This is a genomic window from Curvibacter sp. EU05-FHT14A10 (genome assembly GCF_058791075.1).
In genome coordinates this window covers 239,593-258,243 of record NZ_JBYTDE010000006.1, presented here as the reverse complement: position 1 = coordinate 258,243, position 18,651 = coordinate 239,593, and the positions used below count along the sequence as shown (strand labels likewise).

Genomic DNA, 18,651 nt, shown 5'->3' with positions numbered 1-18,651 from the left:
TCCCCGGGAACCACGATGACCCCCTCCATCCTGCAGCAGATCAAGGTGCTGGACCTGACCCGCGTGGTGGCCGGCCCCATGGCCACCCAGATGCTCGCCGACCTGGGCGCCACGGTCTACAAGATCGAGAAGCCCGGTGAAGGCGACGACACGCGCCGCATGGGCCCATTTGTGACGCTGACCCCGCCCGAGGGCGGCCCGGCGCGCACCGAGTCAGCCGCCTACCACGCCTACAACCGGGGCAAGCAATCGGTCACCCTGGACCTGGCCACCCCCCAGGGCGCCGCGCTGGCCCAGGCCCTGGCGCTGCGCTGTGATGTGGTGATTGAAAACTACAAGGTGGGCGCGCTGGCCCGCTACGGGCTGGACGCAGCCACGCTGCGGGCGCAGCAGCCCGGGCTGATCTATTGCTCGATCACCGGCTTTGGGCAGACCGGGCCCTATGCCACCCGGCCGGCCTACGACTTCATCACCCAGGGTCTGGCCGGACTGATGAGCACCTGCGGCGAGGGCGACGGCCCCCCCATGCGCACCGCCATCCCGATCACCGATGCGGTGACGGGCCTGTACGCCACCGTGGGCATCGTCAGCGCGCTGTACCACCGCCAATTGACGGGCCAGGGCCAGACCCTGGACATGGCCTTGCTGGACGCCTCGGTGGCGCTCAACGGCCACCTGGCTCAAGGCTACCTGATGGGCGCCCGGGTGCCGCACCGCGCCGGCAATACGAACCCCATCGCCGCGCCCTCCGAGGTCTTTGCCTGCGCCGATGGCGAGCTGATCGTGGCGGCCGGCAACAACCTGCAATTCAAGGCCCTGACCGACGCGCTGGGCCGGCCCGAGTTGGCCGCCGACCCGCACTTTGCCAGCAACACCAAGCGCATCGAACACCGCGAGGCCCTGCGCCAACAACTGGCCCCCGCCATCGCCCGCTACACCCGGGGCGAACTCAGCGATCTGATGGCGCGCAGCGGGGTGCCCAGCGGCCCCATCAACCGCATCGACGAGGTGTTTGCCGACCCGCAGGTACAACACCGCGAGTTGGTGCAGCAACTGGGTGATGAGGGCGACGCACCCGGCGCAGGCTACCCCGTGATCCGCAGCCCGCTGCGATTTTCAAACACACCGGTGCACCACGCGCCTTCGCCTGGCTTGGGGCAGCACACAGAGCAGGTGCTGCAAGGCGAGCTGGGCCTGTCCGCCCAGGAAGTGGCGCAGTTGCGTTCGCGGGGGGTGATTTAACGGACGGCCCCGCCCTCAAGCCACCTGCAAACCCAGCGCCGCCACCAGGGCCACCGCCTGGCGCACCGAGATCGTGGCGCCCTTGAACAGGGCCAGGTTGCCCGGTTGCAGGCCGCCCAGGTCCACCTCGCGCAGATCAGCCCCTTCAAAGCGGGCCTGTTTGAGGTGGGCATCGCGCAGGCAGCCGCCCTCGAACACCGCGTCGCGGAAGTCGCTGCCCGACAGATCGGCCTCGGAGAAGTCGATCTGCTCCAGGCGCTGCTTGCGAAACGAGAAACCCCGCAGGGTCGCGGCCACCAACAGGGTGTCGCGAAAGCCCAGGCCCAGCGTGCTGTTGTCGGCAAAGCGCGCCCCCGTGAGCTTGACACTGGCAAAGCTGGCCGAGGCCAGCTTGGCCCGACCCCACTCGGTGTTATTGAGGTCGCAGCCCACAAAGCGGGCATCGCTCAGGTCGGCCAGCCCGAAGTCGGCCTGCCTGGCGCGGCACCCCGACCATTGGCTGCCCTGCAATTGAGCCCGGGTGAAGTCGGTCTCGGCCAATTGACAGTCGATGAAAGCGGCCTGCCCGAGCGCGAGCTGGGCCAGATCCTGCTGATCAAAATCGCAGCGCTCAAAGCGCAAAGCGGCCCCATTCGCAGCCCGCAAAAGGGCCTGGACCTCATCGCGGCCCAAGCGCAGATCACAAAAGGTGGTGTGTGACGCAGGGAGGGGTTCAGAGGCAAACAACTCGGACTGGTGCATGGCAGGTGACGGTGGCGCACAGAAGCAAAAAGGGCCACAGCTTGCCACAAGAAGACCGGCCCTGCGGCAGGCGTGTTGGGCCCGCCGTGTTCAGGCTGCCAGCAGTTGTGGGACGGGCCTCCGGGTTGAGGCAACGGTCTGGCGAACCGCTTCGTGGCTCAGTTTGAAGATGGACACGGCCGCCACCAACTGCTGTGCCTGGTGCTCCAGGCTTTGGGCTGCGGCTGCGCTTTCCTCCACCAAGGCGGCGTTCTGCTGGGTGGTCTGATCCAGCTGGGAGATGGCCAGGCCAATCTGGGCCACACCCGCGCTTTGTTCAGCGCTGGCGGTGCTGATGTCGCCCACAATGCTGCTGACCCGCGAGATGGCCTCAACCACCTCCCCCATGGTCAGGCCCGCCTGGTCGACCAGATGGGACCCCTGCTCCACTTGCGCCACACTGGCCCCGATCAAGGCCTTGATTTCCTTGGCCGCCTCGGCGCTGCGACCGGCCAGTTGGCGCACCTCGCTGGCCACCACGGCAAAGCCGCGGCCCTGCTCGCCGGCCCGCGCGGCCTCGACGGCGGCGTTCAGCGCCAAGATATTGGTCTGAAAAGCGATGCCGTCGATCACGCCAATGATGTCGCCGATCTTCTTGGAGCTGTGGTTGATGCCCTTCATGGTGTCCACCACCTGGGTCACCACCAAGCCGCCCCGGCTGGCCACCTCAGAGGCGGTGTGGGCCAATTGATGCGCTGTGTGCGAATGGTCGGCCGTGTGACGCACCGTGATGCTGAACTGGTCCATGGTGGCAGCGGTCTCCTGCAAGGCGGTGGCCTGTTCTTCGGTGCGCTGGCTCAGATCGATGCTGCCCATCGACACCTGCGCCGAGCCGGTGGCAATGGAATCGGAGGCACCGCGCACCTGGCTGACGATCCGGACCAGGCTCTGCTGCATCAGGCCGAGCGAATCCAGGACACTGCCCGAAGGCGCCGAAGCCACGCCCTCGACCGGGCTCAGATCGCCGTTGGCAACCCGTTGAGCAGCCTCCCCCAACAAGCCGGGCTCTGCGCCCAGGGCTCGGCCCAAGCTGCGAACAATCCACCCACCCGCCAGAATGGCCATGGCAAACGCCAACAGGCAGGCCGCCATGAGCCAGTTGCGCTGTGTCACGTAATGCGCTTCAGCCGCATCGATCAGAGCGGCCGACCGGTGGGCGGTGACTTCGGCATAGGCATTGGTCTTGTCAATCAGCCTGGCCAGCAAGGGCCGGCACTCATCGTTCATTTTGGCAATGGCCTCTTCACGTCTGTTTTGCAGGCCCAGTTGCACGATGGCCAGGGCCACCGGCCCGTAGACCTGCTCAACCTGCTCGATGTCTGCGACCAACGCCTTGACGTTGGAAGGCACGTCACGGCCCGCCACCATCTCTTTCAAGGCCGCCAGATCCGTCTGGACTTGCTGATGGGCACGATGGACGGCCGCCTTCTCAAGTTCGAGGTCGCTGGCTTGGGTGACCAGGACCAGATTGCGGGCAGCAATTGCCCGCGCATCCACTTCTGAGCGGATGCGGGCCACCAGGATCGCGCGGGCATTGATGCCCTGCACAAAGGACTCAAAGGCCCCGTTGGCCTCCTGGAGCGCATTCACGGCAATGCCCGCAGCCAGCATGACCAGGACAGCCAAGCTGCCAAAGGCAGCGCACAACTGGGTCCGCACGGAGAGACGTTGTAGGGTCATCGGGCACCTCGGTACTGAATCGTTGAAAGAACATTGAATTGATCAAATTGTCCAGTCAAATACCAATTCAAGCAATTAATAATGATTACTCAGATGAAAATGCGGGTCACTATCAATTCATGGTGATTTCTGCTAAAAGTTCGCATCGCGACCACGGCAGGGATGACGCGCCATGCGCCACCCACCCAATCGATACCAAGCTCAAGGCCGGCCCACAGACCTTGCCCTGCCGAGAATCCAAGACGGTTGGTCCTTAGAACGTCCATCACCGGCAAGTGCCGGTGCGCACGCAGTTGCACCGCCCCAGCCCCTTGAACCAGCGCGCCTTCTCTCCCTTGCAGGCCCCTCTCAGAGCGTCAGGGCTCGGACCTGGACGTTCGTCAGCGACACAATGACCCCGTTTAAATGCGGGATATGGCATTTAAAAAAGATTTATTTGATACATTTGGCAAAACCACTTTGACACTGGCCTGACATGCTGAGACAAGCCCTGCACGACACCCTGAGCCCGCGACTGCGCACTCAGTTGATCCGCCGTGCATGGGCCGGAACTGGCATCGTGGGTGTCTGTCTGGCGGCCCTCGCCACGTTCTGGCTTTACGCCAGCCAGGCCAGCCTGAAGGCCCAGGCCTTCGAGACCGCACGGGTGACGGCGCAGAGCCTGCAAAAAGTGATCGAGCTTGATCTGCTGCATCTGGACAGCCTGCTGACCGATGCCGAATGGCGTCGGCACGCTCGGCTCGCGACCGGGTCGTTTGAACAAGCCAGCGGACAGACCCTGCTGGCCCAGGGCCTGATGGCCGTGGGAAGGCTCGACCCGGCGGGCCGACGAATCCGATGGAACAGCCGAGAACCGATCGCGGGATTGCCTGCTCTGGAACAAGAAATCATCGGGGCCTTGCAGGCCGCCAGTACAACCAGGCTGTCGGTCCTGGCCTTGGTTCAACTGGCCCAGCCTGATGGGCGGTGGGTGCTTGTGTTGGGTCGCCAAGGGCTGAGCCCGGCCGGGGACAACGATGGGGCGGTCCTTGGCTTGCTGCCCGCAGCGCATTTTCAATCCTTGATGGACACGGTCGCCATGGGGCCACAGGGCGCCGTCAGCCTGCGCCATACCCCCTCGATGCGCCTGCTTGCCAGCAAGCGCTTCGGGCCGGGTGGCGAGGCACAAGACCCCTTCGGTGAATCAAGACTGTCCGACGACTTTCTGCATGCTCTGGCCCGCCAGACCGACACGGGCGAATTCACGGCTCGCAGCGACGTCGACTCCGTGGAACGCAACTATGTCTACCTGAGCGTGCCCGACCAGGCCGTGACGGTGATCGCGGGTGTGGCCACCGCAGGCTATCTGCACCTCTGGCGCCTTCAGGCGCTGCAGGTGATGGCGCTGGCCCTGCTGGCACTGAGTGTCATCGCCTGGTACACATGGCTGATCTACCAGGCCTGGGACCGCGAGTCGACCCATGCCCAAACCCTGGCTCGACAGGGCCAGCGCCTACAGGCGCTGCTGAGGATGGCCAGCGACGGCACCCATGTGCTGGATGCCAGGGGCACACTGATCGAAGTGGGGGACACCTTTCTGACGCTGCTGGGCTATCGGCGCGCTCAGTTGATCGGTCGCCCCATGTCCTTGTGGCTGCCAGGCTTCAGCCCGCGACACGTCCAGGTGTGGGGCCGGATGCTGGATCGGCGGCCCCATCTGCGCCGCGAAGCCCAGTTTCGAAGAGCTGATGGGCGGCAGGTCTGTGTCGAAATCTATGCGGCCAAGGTGACCCTCGATGGCCAGGCGCTGGTGTTCTGCTCGGCTCGGGACATGACCCACCGAAACGAACTGGAGGCACGGCTCAAGGCCTCCAATGACCGCGCACAAGACCTCTGGGACAACGCACCCTGTGCCTACCACGTCATGGACGATCAAGGTACTTTCCTGCAGATCAATGCCACGGGCCTGCGCTGGCTGCAACACCCCAGTGACGACCTGATCGGGTGCAGGTCGCTGGCCGACTTCCTGGCGGGAGACGATCGACAGGTTTTTGCCAGGCTGCTGGACAAGGTCCGGACAGAGGGCCTGGCCCAGGACATGGAGGTGGACCTGCTGGCCACAGTGGACACGCCCAGGCGCCGGGTCAGCCTCAGTGCAACCGCAATCCCCCAGGCCTCAGGCACGCACCGGCAGATACGCACGGTCATGTACGACGTCACCAGCCTGCACCACATGCAGCAACGACTCGATGGCCTCGTCAATGAGCAACAGGCCATGCTGGACAACGACCTGATCGGCATCTTGAAGCTGGTGGACCGCAAGGTGGTGTGGATGAATCGCGGGGTGACCCGGATCTTCGACTTTGAGCAAAGCGAGCTGGTGGGGCAACCGATTCGCGCCCTGTACGCGGATGAGGCCAGCTACGTCCGGGTGGGTGAGCAGGCCTACTCGGCGCTGTCGGACCGGGGACGCTATCGCACGGAAATCCAGATGCGTCACAAGAACGGCAACATCCTCTGGATCAAGGCTTTCGGCAGCCATCTGGCGGGCAAGGAAGGCGAGTCGCTCTGGTTGATCGAAGACGTCACGCAGGCCCACCAATTGTTCGAGAAGATCGAGGCACTGGCCTACCACGATGGGCTGACCGGATTGCCCAACCGAAGGATGATGACTGATCGGCTGGAGACGGCGATTGCCAACGCACGCAGAAACGGGCTGGTGATTGGTGTGTGCTTCATGGACCTCGATGGCTTCAAGGCCGTCAATGACCAGAACGGTCACGAGGCGGGCGATCTGCTGCTGCAAGAAATAGGTCGCAGGCTGGAGCGTGAGCTCAGGCCTGCAGACACGGTGAGCCGCACCGGAGGCGACGAGTTCGTGCTGATCCTGAACCCTCTGGGCACCAGGCGCGATCACGAGCAGGTCCTGAATCGCATCCTGGCCTGCGTGCGCCAGCCCATCGCACTGGGCAACGGCACCGAGGTATGCGTGGGCGCCAGCATCGGCGTGTCCTTCTTTCCAGACCACGGCAACGCGGCAGACATGCTGCTGCGCCAGGCCGACCAGGCCATGTACGAAGCCAAGGCCCAGGGCCGAGGTCGGATCTGCGTGGCAGCCCTGCCCGAAACGCCAACGAGCGACCCCATGGCGCCAGCGCCTCAGGCCATCCTTTGCACCAATTGAGGCGCCCCCTGCGCATCGCCTGTCTTGCCCGCCGTTCCCGCTGGACAGAATTGAGAGATGAACGGTATCCTGAGCGCCACAAGCCATGAATGCTTGGCCCAGCGTGGACTATCGACCCGCGCGAACGGCCACCATCAAAACATCAGGCTGAAGACTGTTCATCGCAGTGCACCGACCCTTGAGGGACGGCCAGAAAAACAATAAATGAGCACCGATGCCGTGTCGCACATCGACAGGCTTTGACGTCAACAGCTCAACCCTTGAGGGAGGGGTATGCAGGGTCTTGCAGGGTTCAATCCGTCTTGCCGCCATTTGCTGGACGCCACGCTGAACGTGGTGCCCCACGGCATGGCCTTGCTGGACACAGACTTCCGATATCTGAGCATCAACACCTGTCTGGCCCAATCGAACGGCCTGCCCGTCGACGCCCACCTGGGCCGGACCGTGCGCGAAGTGCTGCCCACGGCGGCCGATCGGATCGAAGAGTTGCTGCAGCGTGTGCTCAGCACAGGTTTGCCAGTGATCGACGAGGTCGTCATGGAGCCCGGCGTCGAGCCCGGCCCGGGCGCGCCACGTGAGGCGGCCCGCTGCTGGCGGGCCAGCTACCACCCCTACCGCGACGAGCAGGGCTCGCTGCAGGGCGTTCTCGCGCTCGTGCAGGACGTGACCCTGCAGCGTCAGAACGAGTTGCAGAACGAAGCCCATGAACGGCATCTGCAAAGGCTGCTCAACACCTTGTTCGCCTTTGTCGGCATCCTCTTGCCCGATGGCACGCTGATCGAAACCAATCAGGCGCCGCTGGACGCCGCCGGCATCGGCATGGACGCTGTGCTGGGGCGCAAGTTCTGGGACTGCCACTGGTGGAACTATGACCCCGGTGTGCAAGGGCAGCTCAGGGATTCGGTGGGCCAGGCCGCCCAGGGCGAGGTGGTGCGTTTCGATGTGGTGATGCGGTCGCGCGAAGATGGCCGCATCACCACCGACCTGATGCTTGCCCCCCTGCGCGACAGTGCCGGCGTCATCACGCACCTGATCGCCTCGTCGATCGACATCAGCAGCCGCCAGCAAAGCGAACAGGAATTGCGGCAGAGCGAGGAGCGCTTCAGGCAGGCCGTGGAGTCGTCGCCGGACGGCATGGCCATGGTCGACATTCACGGGCGCCTGCAGATGGTCAACGGAAAAATGGTTGCATTGTTCGGCTACTCGCGCGAGGAGTTTCTCGGCATGACCATCGAGATGCTGATGCCCGAACGCTACCGGGCACGCCATCCCAGCCTGCGCCAGACCTTCTTCGCCCAGCCCTCTGCCCGGGAAATGGCACAGCGGCGTGAGCTGTACGCACGCCGCCGTGACGGCAGCGAGTTTCCGGTGGAGATCGGCCTCAACCCGATCACCACCAGCCAATCCCAGCGTGTGCTGGCCACCATTGTTGACGTAACGGATCGCAAGGCGGCCCAACTGCAGATCGAGCGGGCCCTGGGCGAAAAGACCGCCCTGTTGGGGGAGGTGCATCACCGTGTCAAAAACAACCTTCAGGTGGTCTCCAGCCTGCTGAGCCTGCAGGCACGCCATGCCCCGCCCCAAGCCCAGGCCTTGCTGGAAGAAAGCCAGCGCCGGGTCAAGGCCATGGCCCTGATCCACCAACTGCTGTACGAGCGGCACGACTTCAACGAGATCGACCTGGGGACCTACCTGGAACGGCTGTCCAGCCTGCTGCGCGAATCGATGCTCCGGGGCAGACCGCATGTGCAACTGCTGGTGCACCACCGCCACAAGGTCGCACTCGACCTGCAACGTGCCGTGCCCTGCGGCTTGCTGGTCACGGAACTGGTGACCAACGCACTCAAACACGCTTTCCCGGACCAGCGGCCCGGCGAGGTCCAGGTCATCCTGGACCGTGATGCACAGGGCCGGGGCCGCATCGTGGTCAGCGACAACGGCATCGGCCTGCCTGAAGGACCGGCGTTGGGCCAGGCCCGGTCGCTGGGCTTTCAGCTGATCCCGCTGCTGGTGGAGCAGCTGCAAGGCCAGTTGCACATGGCAAGTGAGCAGGGAACCCGCTTTGACGTGGTCCTGCAGCCGTTGGACGACTCCACCCAGGAACACCGGGACGTGCCATGAAAAACACCCGCATCCAGATTGTCGAAGACGAACGCATCGTGGCACTCGACCTGAAGCAGGCCCTGGAGGCCCTGGGGTGCGAGATCACAGGCATCGTGGCCACCGGCCCCGCAGCGATCGAATTGGCACGGCGAAGCCCACCCGACCTGATCCTGATGGACATCCACCTGGAAGGACCGATGGACGGCACCGAGGCGGCCCGCACGATCCGATCGGTCGTTCCTGTGCCCATCATCTTTCTGACGGCCTACGCCGAAGACGACAACCTGCGCAGAGCGGCGGCCAGCGCACCCTATGGTTACCTGGTCAAGCCCTATGAGATGCGCGAGCTGCGCGCCACCTTGCAGATGGCCCTGAGCCGCCGCACCGCCGAGCTGGACATCGAAAGCGCCGAGGAGCGGCTGCGGCTGGCGGTCGATGCCGCTGAGCTGGGTGTATGGGAGTGGGACACGGACAGCGGACACCTGAAGATCGGAGGGCATTTTTCACGCATCGTGGGGGGCGCCCCCACGACCTTTCTGGAAGGTGAGAGCGCCTTGCTCCATCAGGTCCATGGGGACGACCGCGCCGTGCTGGTCGAAGCCCTGCAACAACCTGGCATGGCCTGCGCCACCGTGCGCCTGCAGCGCGATGCCGGGGTGCATCTGTGGGCCGAGATCCACGCAAAACGGCACGGTGAGCACCGCGTTGTCGGGGTGCTGCGCGATGTGACAGAGCGCAAGGAAATGGAGGAAAAGCTGCGCCAGGCCAGCGTCGTTTTCCGCACCACGGCCGAGGGCATCGCGATCATGGACAAGCAACAACGCATCGTGTCGATCAACCCAGCGTTCACCCTGCTGACCGCCATGGAGCCCGACGAAGTGATTGGCCGCACGCCAGACGAGGTGTTGCACGCGCGTCGGCACAGCCCGGTCTTCTACGAACGACTGGAGGCTTCGGAACACGGCTACTGGAACGGTGAAACCGTGTGTCTGAGGCGGTCCGGCGAGCGCTTCACCGCCTGGGAACACGTGTGCGCCGTGCGCGATGACCTTGGCCAGGTGGTCCAGTACGTGCTGGCCTTCTCCGACCTGAGCGCCATTCGCGACGCTGAACTGCAACTCAATCACCTGGCTTTTCATGACGCCCTCACAGGGCTCGGCAATCGCAACCTGCTGGCCGAGTGCATGGAGAGTGAAATCGAGCGTTCACGGCGCTCCGGCATACCGATTGCGTTGATCTTCATCGACCTGGACGGGTTCAAGACGATCAACGACACCCTGGGCCATGCCGTGGGTGACGAGCTGCTGAAACAGGTTGCGCAACGCCTGCGTGGAACAATCCGACGCGCAGACATGGCGTTTCGCCTCGGCGGGGATGAGTTCGTGGTGCTGGCTCCCGACATGCTTCGCATCGAGGACGGAGCCGGCCTGGCCGACAAGCTGTTGCGGGCCGTGCGCGAGCCCCTGGACTTGAGCGGTCACAAGCGCCTGGTGGTGTCGGCCAGCCTGGGAATCGCGGTCTTTCCAGCCAACGGCGAGGATGTGGACCACCTGATACGGGCTGCCGACAGTGCCATGTACGACGCCAAGCGACGGGGTCGCAACCGCTATTGCTTCTACGCGCCGGAGATGGCAGAGCGGGTTCATGAACGCATGCGGATCGAGCAGGGGCTGCGCCACGCCGTCGAACACCAGGAGCTGATGCTGTACTACCAACCGGTCGTGGCGCTGCCAGGGCGGCAGATCATCGGCGTCGAAGCACTGGTGCGCTGGCAACACCCCGAGAACGGACTCGTGTCACCGGCCCGGTTCATCCCCGTTGCGGAAGAATCCGGACTCATCGAGGCCGTGGGACGCTGGGTCTTGCACGCGGCCTGCCAACAAGGTGCCGCCTGGCACCGGCAAGGCCACCCAAACCTGACCGTGGCGGTCAACGTCTCGGTCCGCCAGATGGCGGCAGAAAACTTCATACAGGATGTGACCGAAGCGCTGGAGGGCTCAGGATTCACGCCGCAATTTCTTGAACTGGAAATCACGGAAAGCCTGCTGCAGGAGTTGGAGCTGAGCCGGCGGGTGCTGTGGCAATTGCGATCCATGGGCATCCGCATCGCGGTGGACGACTTCGGGACCGGATTTTCTTCGTTGTCTTATCTGAAGCATCTGCCCTTGGATCGCATCAAGATCGATCAGTCCTTTGTGCGGGACCTGCCCGGCAATGCCAACGACATGGCCATCGTGCGAGCCATCATCGGGCTCAGCAAGACCTTGGAGATGGAAGTGACGGCGGAGGGCATCGAGACCGAGGCACAACTGGCCTTTCTGTGTGCGCAGGGCTGCCCCATGGGACAGGGCTATCTGTTCGCGCGCCCGATGCCGCCGCAGGAGCTGGCCGTTTTGCTGGGGCCGGGCAGCCCTTGATGGTTCGGGCTCCGGCGTGCCTCCGGGCGCCGCGTCAGGCCCTGGGTGCGGTCGGGGGCTGCGCCCGCGGGGGAGGCACCAGCGGGAGGTGCACGCTGAACGTTGTCCCGACACCAGGTGTTGAGTCGACCTCGATGCGGCCCCCATGCTTCTGAACGATGGAGTAGGAAAGCGACAGGCCCAGGCCGGTCCCTTGCCCAACAGGTTTGGTGGTGTAGAAAGGTTCAAAAATGCGCTTCTTGACGTCCTCGGACATGCCGCAGCCGGTATCCGACACCGAAACCACCACCCAACCGTCGCGCAACTCGGTCTGAAGCACGATCCGACCTTTGTCCTGGATCGCTTGCGCCGCATTGACAATCAGGTTCATGAACACCTGATTGATCTGGGCCGCCAGGCATTTCACCCTTGGCAGGACGGCGTAGTTCTTGATGACTTCAGCCTTGTACTTCACCTCATTTCTGACGACGTTCAGCGTCGAATCCAGCCCCTGGTTGATGTCGGCCTCTGCCCACTCATCGTGGTCCACCCTGGAAAAATCCTTGAGGTCTTGCACAATCCGCTTCACACGGTTGAGACCATCTTCTGTCTCGCTGAGCAGGTTGGGCAGGTCTTCGGCCAGAAACTCAAAGTCAAACCGCTCAAATGAGGCTGCGAGATCGGCCCAGGCGCGATCAGCAGGCGGGCGATCCTGCATTTTCAACAACGCCATCGCGGTCCGCCCGACCTCCAGCAGGTCTTTAGAATACCGACCCAATGCCCCGATGTTCGAACTGACAAAGCCAAGCGGATTGTTGATTTCGTGAGCCACCCCGGCGGCCAACTGCCCTATCGAGGCCATTTTTTCAGACTGAAGCAGTTGATTCTGGGCATCTTCCAGCTTGTCATTGATATCCTTGATCCGATCAAAATTTTTCTGCAGATTTTCATGAGCAGTCTTGATATCGGTTCGATCCAGCAATAACCACCACGAACTTTCGTCACCAGCGCCTGGTTGAGCCGGATAACCAATCAATTGAATCCAGCGCAGGTTTCCCAGATGGGTTTTCATTCGGGCTTCATAATTGAAAGCCGCCCCCGCCTTGAGCATTGGACGCGACATTTTTCGAATGAAGTCGTAATCATCGCGGCTGGCAAATATGTGCTCAACCCGCAATTGGTCGATGGGCAGATCTTGCAATTCGAACATTTCGACAAAGGTGTCATTCAATCTCGAAATCACACCGTCCTTGATCTTGACAATGCCAATGGGGGCATTTTCCAGCAGCGCCTCAATTTGCTGATGCTGCGCGCGCACCTCGGCCGTGCGTTCTGCAACCGACCACTCGAGCGCCAATTGCTGACGGCGCAGCGCGTCCTCGGCATCTCTGCGACTGGTGACGTCCTGCAAGGTTTCGATGGCCCCCACCAACTGGCCCTTTGAATTGCGCAACGGCGCTGCCGAAAAATACAACCAGCAACCACTGGCGCCGATGTTCGGAAAGAAGTCTTCGGCCTCGACGGCATTCGGGATCAGGTTGGATTTCTTTCCAAGGCCCTTGTACAACACAGGCATCGCGGCATCCACCGAGCCTTCGATGATCAAATCGGCCAGAATCGGCCGAGCACTGACATAAAAAGGGCGCCATGCATCACGCCCGCCGACCATGGCCGCCTTGCTGACCCCGGTCAAGTGCTCAGCCGCCGCATTCCAGTGGGTCACCACGTGGTCGGCATTCATGACCAAGGTCGCGACCGGATCATTCTCGATGATCTGATTGAGTCGCTGCCCCATCTCCATCAAACTGTCCTGAACAATTCGAATGTCGCTCAGGTCCTGGCAGGTACAGATCACCACCGCCCGCTCTGCCATGGCATGTTTGACACCTGTGAGTTCGATGCATCGCGTCAAGCCGCTTGCGGAGCGGATGTCCAACTCGATCGACGGGGACGCCACATTGCTGTCCAGGCAGGTGCGCAAGTAATGATTCGCCTTGGATGAATGCTCATCGGAGAAAAAATCAATGCCCGTCGTGGACTGCAGATCCGCCAGACTGCGGCCCAGCAAACGCAGCATCTTTTCATTGGCATGAACAATCCTTTGCCCATCGCAGACAAAGATGGGCTGACTGATGGCCTCAAGTATCTTCAATTCCAGAACACCCATCATCAACTCGCTGAAAATCCAGGTTGAACATCGCACCGTCCGGGACAGTTCCTTCAGTCGGAGGAGGCAGGTCTGAATTGAATCAGCCCCACACCAGCCAACTCCCTCTGATAGCGATCATCGGACGCCTTATTCAAAGCCATAGCAATATCTCGGCACAACTCGTCAGACACCCACGGCTTGATTAGGTATTTATATATATTCAACTCATTGACTGCAGTGCGCATGACTTCAAACTCTGTGGAGGCGCTGAGCATCAGAAGAACGGCATCCGGCTGCAGTGCCTTGGCGATCTTGATGAACTCAAGACCACTCATGTCGGGCATCAAATAATCTGAAACGATGACATCGAACTCGATCTCACGCACCCACTCAAGCGCCTTTTGCAGGTCAGACGTGAAATAAATATCTGCCGTTTCAGACAGCGCCGGAAGCAGCACGCGCTTGAGTGCCGAAATGATATTGGGCTCGTCGTCGATGAAGATGATTCTTTGTTTCATGATCGATCCTCAGTCATTCTTGATGTGAAAAATATAATGACTCGATTCTCTGGCTTCACGCGACCGGATGCGTTTGATCAGGTCAGCATGAATCACATGACCGGCAGACAGCAGGATCAGCCCCTCGGGAGACATCAGATCCCGGGCCAGGCACATGCCGGCACGCAAGGCCTCTGAGCGCAGCTGCCGAGGTGGCTTTTCAGCTTGGGGTTGAGCTGCCAGCAGCATTTGCAGAAAGACATCAACGATTTCTGGATCAAATTGGCTGCCTCGCCCCCTGGAAATCACCAGCCGGGCATCCGCATCACTCAATCTGGCACTGGTGATGCGTCCGAAGCACAGGTCATCGTAGGTGTCGGCGATTCCGATGATGCGGGCCCCCAGCGGAATCTGCGTGCCGTGCAGCCGATCCGGAAATCCCGCCCCGTCATGACGCTCGTGATGCGAGCGGATGATGCTGGCAACCCCCTGCTGATCATCCTGCGACAAAAGGATCTGCTCACCAAAAGAAGGATGCTTTTCATAGCGCAGCAAATCGTCGCCCTGCAACAATGAAACCGGCTTTTCAATCACCGAATCAGGGAGCGAGATCAACCCGATGTCATGAATCAGGCCGGCAATGAAAATATCTTGAAGCTCTTGTTCAGAGCAATCCATGGCTTTGGCCAGTTTTCGCGCCATGTCGGCCACTCGACGCGAATGCCCAGCCAATAAACCCTCTCGCCATTCAAGCAGGGTCGAGAATATTTTGATGGAATTGATGTGGCTTTTTCTGATTTGTTGCGCCATGCGTTCGACTTCTTTGGTACGAGCTTGCACACGCTCTTCCAAGGATTCGTTCAGGCGATTCAATTCCTCATTTCTGGAAAGAAGCTCCGCTTGCAGACGCAGATTTTCTCTCTCCATGCGATGACGTTCAAAGGCTTGATTGATAACCCCCAGTACCTCAATATCATTCCAGGGCTTGGCAATATATCGGTAGATCTCACCTTTATTGATGGCCTCGATGGTTGAACTGACATCCGAGTAGCCGGTCAACATGACCCGGGTGATCGATGGCCACTTTTGCCGCGCAATCCCCAAGAACTCGGCGCCCTGCATGCCGGGCATCCGCATGTCAGATATGATCAAATCCACTTTTTCTTCTTCAAGCCGGGCAATCGCTTCCTCGGCACTGTTGGCGCCGAGAAATTGATAGCCACAGGGCTTCAGCAGCCTGCGCAGAGAACTCAGGATGTGAGGCTCATCGTCGACACACAAAATAGTCCAGCTTTCACTGGATTCTTGGGTCGAAGCAGTCATTGCGGGTCCTCTCTGCTGAGATATTCATTGGCCCGTCGCTCTGAAACCTGTCGCCATATTCTCAAAAGAAACGGTGCCTTGGTTCAGTCCACACAAGACCCGATCATTTTCAGGCTGGATTAACCCTGTATTTATCGACGACTGACAAAGCCTTTATGCCATTCAATGCGCGCAGGCATCGGCCCCTGCCTGCGTTGATCCGGCTGGTGTCTGCTGCAAGGCCAAGCAAGGCAACGCTGCTTATTCAGCGACCCACCGATAGCGCTGCCCCGCCCGCTGCACCCGCCCGACCGAGCTGCCCGGAAAGTGCGAACTGAAGTACAGGGCCCGCCGCTCGCTGAGTTCGTGGAGCAAGGCGCTGCGGGTGGCGCCGGCCTGGACCGGGTCTTCGCAAAAGACCGAACTCAGCGCCGGCGCCAACACCTGCAGCGGGTGGTGCATCACATCGCCACCGAACAGCGCGTGCTGCCCCTCTGACACCAGCCACAGGCTCATGTGGCCGGCCGTGTGGCCTGGGGTGGGCACCATCGTCAGGCCCGGCGCGATGACGGTGGGCTCGAAGCCAATGGGCAGATGCAAGCCGGCCTGCACCACGGGCTCGATGCTGTCGCGCCAGACCGGGGCCAGGTGGCCGGTGTGCTGGCGAATGTGCGCCAATTCAGGGGCTGGGAAGCGGTAGCAGGCCCGGCTGAACAAAGGCTGCCAGCGCCCGTCCAGCCAGTGGGTGTTCCAGCCCACGTGGTCGGTGTGCAAATGGGTGTTGATGACCAGGTCAACCTGGTCGGGCTGCACACCACTGGCCTGCAGGCGGCTCAGGTAAGCGGTGTTGAGCTGATGGAAGATGGCCTTGCCGGGCCGCTCGCGGCCATTGCCGATGCCGGTGTCCAGCACCACGGTCTGGCCGGGGCGGCGCAACACCCAGCTGTGGATGCTCAGGCGCAGGCTGCGGCCCTCATCGGCGGTGGTGCTGGCATCGGTCCAGGCGGTGCGCGCTGGCGCAGTGGCTTCATCCCAGGCCGGGAACAGGAAGGCAGGCGCAAAGTTGTCGATGCAGCGCTCCTCCACCTTCCAGATGGACCACTCGCCCACCTGGTGGACGGGGCCGGTGGGGGCCTGGGTGCCGAACAACTCGCTCATTGCAGGTTCTCCACGGTGATGTTGCGGGCCCGGATCAGGCGCTGCCAGAACACGGATTCGGATTTTTGACGGCTCGCCAGTTGCTCGGCAGTGCCCCCCGCGGGCTCGACGCCGGCAGCGCGCAGGGCGGTCTGGGCTTCGGACGTCTTGAGCCAGGCGTTCACCTCACGGCCCAGTCGCTCGCGCAGATCGGCCGGCACACCCCGAGGCGCAAACAGCCCCACCCATTGCTCGACAGCGTAATCCTTGAAACCCAGTTCAGCCAGCGTGGGCAGGCTGGGGTCCAGCGTGCTGCGCTGGGCCGAGGTGACGCCCAGGATCTGCACCTTGCCATCGCGTTGGGCCGCCAGGGCCCAGGGCACCTGGGCCAGGGCAAACTCGATGTGCCCGCCCAGCAAGGCGGCATAGGCCGGAGTGGCGCCCTGGTAGGGCAGGTGATTCAGGTCCACGCCGCTTTGTTGCTCCAGCAGCGCAAAGGCCAGGTGGGCCGTGCTGCCGATGCCCCAGGTGCCATAGCTGGCACTGCCGGGCTTGTCGCGCGCCAGGCGCTGCAGGTCTTGGGCGTTGCGCACGTTGACGCCCGCGCGCTCAACCACCGCCATGGGCACGCGGCCCAGTTCAAGCACCGGGTCAAACGCGTTGGCCGCGTCGTAGCGCAGGGTTTTGGCAAACAGCAGGGGATTGACCACCTGGGTGTCCACATTGCCCATGAAGAAGGTGTAGCCATCGGCCGGGCTGGCGGCGGCATAGCCGGCCCCCACCATGCCACTGGCACCGGGCTTGTTTTCGACGATGACGGGCTGGTGCAGGCGCGCGCCCAGACCGCTGGCCAGGGCCCGCGAGGTGCCATCGACGGCACCGCCCGGGGCCCAGGGCACGATGAGGCGGATGGGCTTGTCAGGGTTCCAGGCCGGCGCGGTGGCGGCGGCCACGGGGCTGGCCTGGCCCAGCGTCGGCAGGGCCAGCGCGGCCATCAGGCCCAGCAACAGGGAAGAACGGCGAACCGCAGAGCGTGGATGGGTCAGGGGGCGAAGCGTCATGAGGGGCACCGGTTGGAGTTGAGGGTGCCATCCACTATGCTGAGCGAGAACCCACATCACAATTCATTCTTTTTGCTTGCTTGATGCCTTGAAAGCATCACCCGCACAAGGACACGCCCAACATGGAACTGCGCCATCTCCGTTATTTCGCCATGGTGGCCGAGCACCAGAGTGTGCGCGCCGCCTCAGAGCACCTGCATGTGACCCAGCCTGCGGTGTCGCGCCAGGTCCAGGACCTGGAGGCCGAACTGGGTGTGAGCCTGTTCGAACGCAGCAGCCGCGGACTGCGCCTGACCGAAGCAGGCCTGGCCTTCCAGGCCGATACCCAGCGCATCCTGGCCGCCGTGCAGGAGGCCAAGCGCTCGGTGCAGTTGCGGGCCGCCGGGCTGCTGGGCAGCCTGCGCCTGGGCCTGATCGAAAGCGCGGGCTGGGACGGCCTGGTGCCAGACGCCATCGGCCGCCTGCAGCAGGAAGCCCCAGGCCTGCGCATCCAGCTGTTTCCGATGAGCACACCGCAGCAACTGGCCGCCTTGCAAGCGGGTGGTCTGGACGGTGGGTTCATCTATCCCTTTGAAGCCCTGGATTCGGCGTTGCAGTGCACGGCACTGGCCCGGCACGACGTGATCCTGGCCGTGCCCGAGGGTTCGCGTCTAGCCCAGCGCCCTCTGGTGCAGGCCAGCGAACTGGCCGACGAGCCCTTTGTGATGTTTGAGCGCCCGGTGTACCCGGCCTACCACGATCGGCTGATGGGGGCCTGCACCCAGGCCGGGCTGACGCCGCACATCGTGCAGGAGGTGGGCAGTGAATCGGCCGTGCTGTCGCTGGTGTCGGCAGGCATCGGCATCGCGCTGGTCAATGGCGCCAACCGGGGCCGGCCGCCGGCCCGGGTGCGCTTTGTGCCCCTGGCCGATGTCTCGGTGCCCCTGAGCTTGTCGTTTGCCTGCCGGCGCGAGGGCACCGGCCCGGGCCTGCAACGATTTCTCGGTGCCCTGCAGCCAACGGCGCCTTCGCTCTTGTGATGCTTTGAATGCATCACAGCTATCAATCAACAGCATTGGCGGTTTCTGTGCATTGAATCGATAGTTCGGCTTCACGGGGCCGGCGGGTCTGCGGCGATGGGCGCTGCAGCGGTGGCCCCCTG

Annotated in this window: 12 protein-coding genes; 5 read left to right on the top strand and 7 right to left on the bottom strand. The window is 62.7% G+C overall.

The genetic code is table 11. From position 1 onward, the window contains the following. The first annotated feature begins 15 nt into the window (after positions 1 to 15). Positions 16 to 1,242 carry a CaiB/BaiF CoA transferase family protein gene (locus AC3WUT_RS13905; protein WP_492347660.1) on the top strand — a complete coding sequence of 409 codons (1,227 nt, stop codon included), beginning with the start codon at positions 16 to 18 and terminating at the stop codon, positions 1,240 to 1,242. A 15-nt stretch (positions 1,243 to 1,257) separates the two neighbouring features. Here the strand turns inward: AC3WUT_RS13905 and AC3WUT_RS13900 are convergent, their stop codons facing one another. Further along, positions 1,258 to 1,983: a pentapeptide repeat-containing protein gene (locus tag AC3WUT_RS13900; RefSeq protein ID WP_492347659.1), complete on the bottom strand. Its 726-nt coding sequence runs from the start codon at positions 1,981 to 1,983 to the stop codon at positions 1,258 to 1,260. A 90-nt stretch (positions 1,984 to 2,073) separates the two neighbouring features. Next, on the bottom strand, positions 2,074 to 3,702 hold the full coding sequence (locus AC3WUT_RS13895; RefSeq protein ID WP_492347658.1) for a methyl-accepting chemotaxis protein: 1,629 nt from the start codon (positions 3,700 to 3,702) through the stop codon (positions 2,074 to 2,076). A 475-nt stretch (positions 3,703 to 4,177) separates the two neighbouring features. Between AC3WUT_RS13895 and AC3WUT_RS13890 the strand changes: the two genes are divergently transcribed. From AC3WUT_RS13890 to AC3WUT_RS13880, 3 genes are all read left to right on the top strand, one after another. After that, positions 4,178 to 6,865, top strand: coding sequence for a diguanylate cyclase domain-containing protein (locus AC3WUT_RS13890; RefSeq protein WP_492347657.1), 2,688 nt, complete (start codon positions 4,178 to 4,180; stop codon positions 6,863 to 6,865). A gap of 273 nt (positions 6,866 to 7,138) precedes the next feature. Continuing rightward, a complete protein-coding gene (locus AC3WUT_RS13885) occupies positions 7,139 to 8,986 on the top strand; it encodes a PAS domain S-box protein (RefSeq protein ID WP_492347656.1) in 1,848 nt (615 codons plus the stop codon). Continuing rightward, complete coding sequence (locus AC3WUT_RS13880) at positions 8,983 to 11,385, top strand: two-component system response regulator (RefSeq protein WP_492347655.1); 2,403 nt, start codon at positions 8,983 to 8,985, stop codon at positions 11,383 to 11,385. The genes AC3WUT_RS13885 and AC3WUT_RS13880 overlap by 4 nt, the downstream gene beginning before the upstream one ends. Before the next feature lie 34 nt (positions 11,386 to 11,419). Here the strand turns inward: AC3WUT_RS13880 and AC3WUT_RS13875 are convergent, their stop codons facing one another. The 5 genes from AC3WUT_RS13875 to AC3WUT_RS13855 form a co-directional block, all read right to left on the bottom strand. Further along, positions 11,420 to 13,534 (bottom strand): ATP-binding protein, encoded by a 2,115-nt coding sequence (locus AC3WUT_RS13875; protein ID WP_492347654.1) that lies wholly within the window; start codon positions 13,532 to 13,534, stop codon positions 11,420 to 11,422. Between the two features lie 50 nt (positions 13,535 to 13,584). Next, the gene (locus AC3WUT_RS13870; protein ID WP_492347653.1) at positions 13,585 to 14,031 is read right to left on the bottom strand and encodes a response regulator; all 447 of its coding nucleotides are present in this window, start codon (positions 14,029 to 14,031) and stop codon (positions 13,585 to 13,587) included. Positions 14,032 to 14,040: 9 nt separating this feature from the next. Beyond that, positions 14,041 to 15,333, bottom strand: a complete 1,293-nt coding sequence (gene nosR / locus AC3WUT_RS13865) for a response regulator c-di-GMP phosphodiesterase, NosR family (RefSeq protein WP_492347652.1) — start codon at positions 15,331 to 15,333, stop codon at positions 14,041 to 14,043. Positions 15,334 to 15,573: 240 nt separating this feature from the next. Continuing rightward, entirely contained in the window at positions 15,574 to 16,470 is an 897-nt protein-coding gene (locus AC3WUT_RS13860; protein ID WP_492347651.1) for an MBL fold metallo-hydrolase, read from the bottom strand. Continuing rightward, positions 16,467 to 17,510, bottom strand: a complete 1,044-nt coding sequence (locus AC3WUT_RS13855; RefSeq protein ID WP_492347650.1) for a Bug family tripartite tricarboxylate transporter substrate binding protein — start codon at positions 17,508 to 17,510, stop codon at positions 16,467 to 16,469. The genes AC3WUT_RS13860 and AC3WUT_RS13855 overlap by 4 nt, the downstream gene beginning before the upstream one ends. A 122-nt stretch (positions 17,511 to 17,632) precedes the next feature. Between AC3WUT_RS13855 and AC3WUT_RS13850 the strand changes: the two genes are divergently transcribed. Then, a complete protein-coding gene (locus AC3WUT_RS13850) occupies positions 17,633 to 18,529 on the top strand; it encodes a LysR family transcriptional regulator (RefSeq protein ID WP_492347649.1) in 897 nt (298 codons plus the stop codon). Positions 18,530 to 18,651: the final 122 nt, after the last annotated feature.

Coding starts and splice junctions, on each gene's coding strand:
- AC3WUT_RS13905 (WP_492347660.1), top strand. CDS start 16: ATGACCCCCTCCATCCTGCAGCAGATCAAGGTGCTGGACCTGACCCGC.
- AC3WUT_RS13900 (WP_492347659.1), bottom strand. CDS start 1,983: ATGCACCAGTCCGAGTTGTTTGCCTCTGAACCCCTCCCTGCGTCACAC.
- AC3WUT_RS13895 (WP_492347658.1), bottom strand. CDS start 3,702: ATGACCCTACAACGTCTCTCCGTGCGGACCCAGTTGTGCGCTGCCTTT.
- AC3WUT_RS13890 (WP_492347657.1), top strand. CDS start 4,178: ATGCTGAGACAAGCCCTGCACGACACCCTGAGCCCGCGACTGCGCACT.
- AC3WUT_RS13885 (WP_492347656.1), top strand. CDS start 7,139: ATGCAGGGTCTTGCAGGGTTCAATCCGTCTTGCCGCCATTTGCTGGAC.
- AC3WUT_RS13880 (WP_492347655.1), top strand. CDS start 8,983: ATGAAAAACACCCGCATCCAGATTGTCGAAGACGAACGCATCGTGGCA.
- AC3WUT_RS13875 (WP_492347654.1), bottom strand. CDS start 13,534: ATGATGGGTGTTCTGGAATTGAAGATACTTGAGGCCATCAGTCAGCCC.
- AC3WUT_RS13870 (WP_492347653.1), bottom strand. CDS start 14,031: ATGAAACAAAGAATCATCTTCATCGACGACGAGCCCAATATCATTTCG.
- nosR (WP_492347652.1), bottom strand. CDS start 15,333: ATGACTGCTTCGACCCAAGAATCCAGTGAAAGCTGGACTATTTTGTGT.
- AC3WUT_RS13860 (WP_492347651.1), bottom strand. CDS start 16,470: ATGAGCGAGTTGTTCGGCACCCAGGCCCCCACCGGCCCCGTCCACCAG.
- AC3WUT_RS13855 (WP_492347650.1), bottom strand. CDS start 17,510: ATGACGCTTCGCCCCCTGACCCATCCACGCTCTGCGGTTCGCCGTTCT.
- AC3WUT_RS13850 (WP_492347649.1), top strand. CDS start 17,633: ATGGAACTGCGCCATCTCCGTTATTTCGCCATGGTGGCCGAGCACCAG.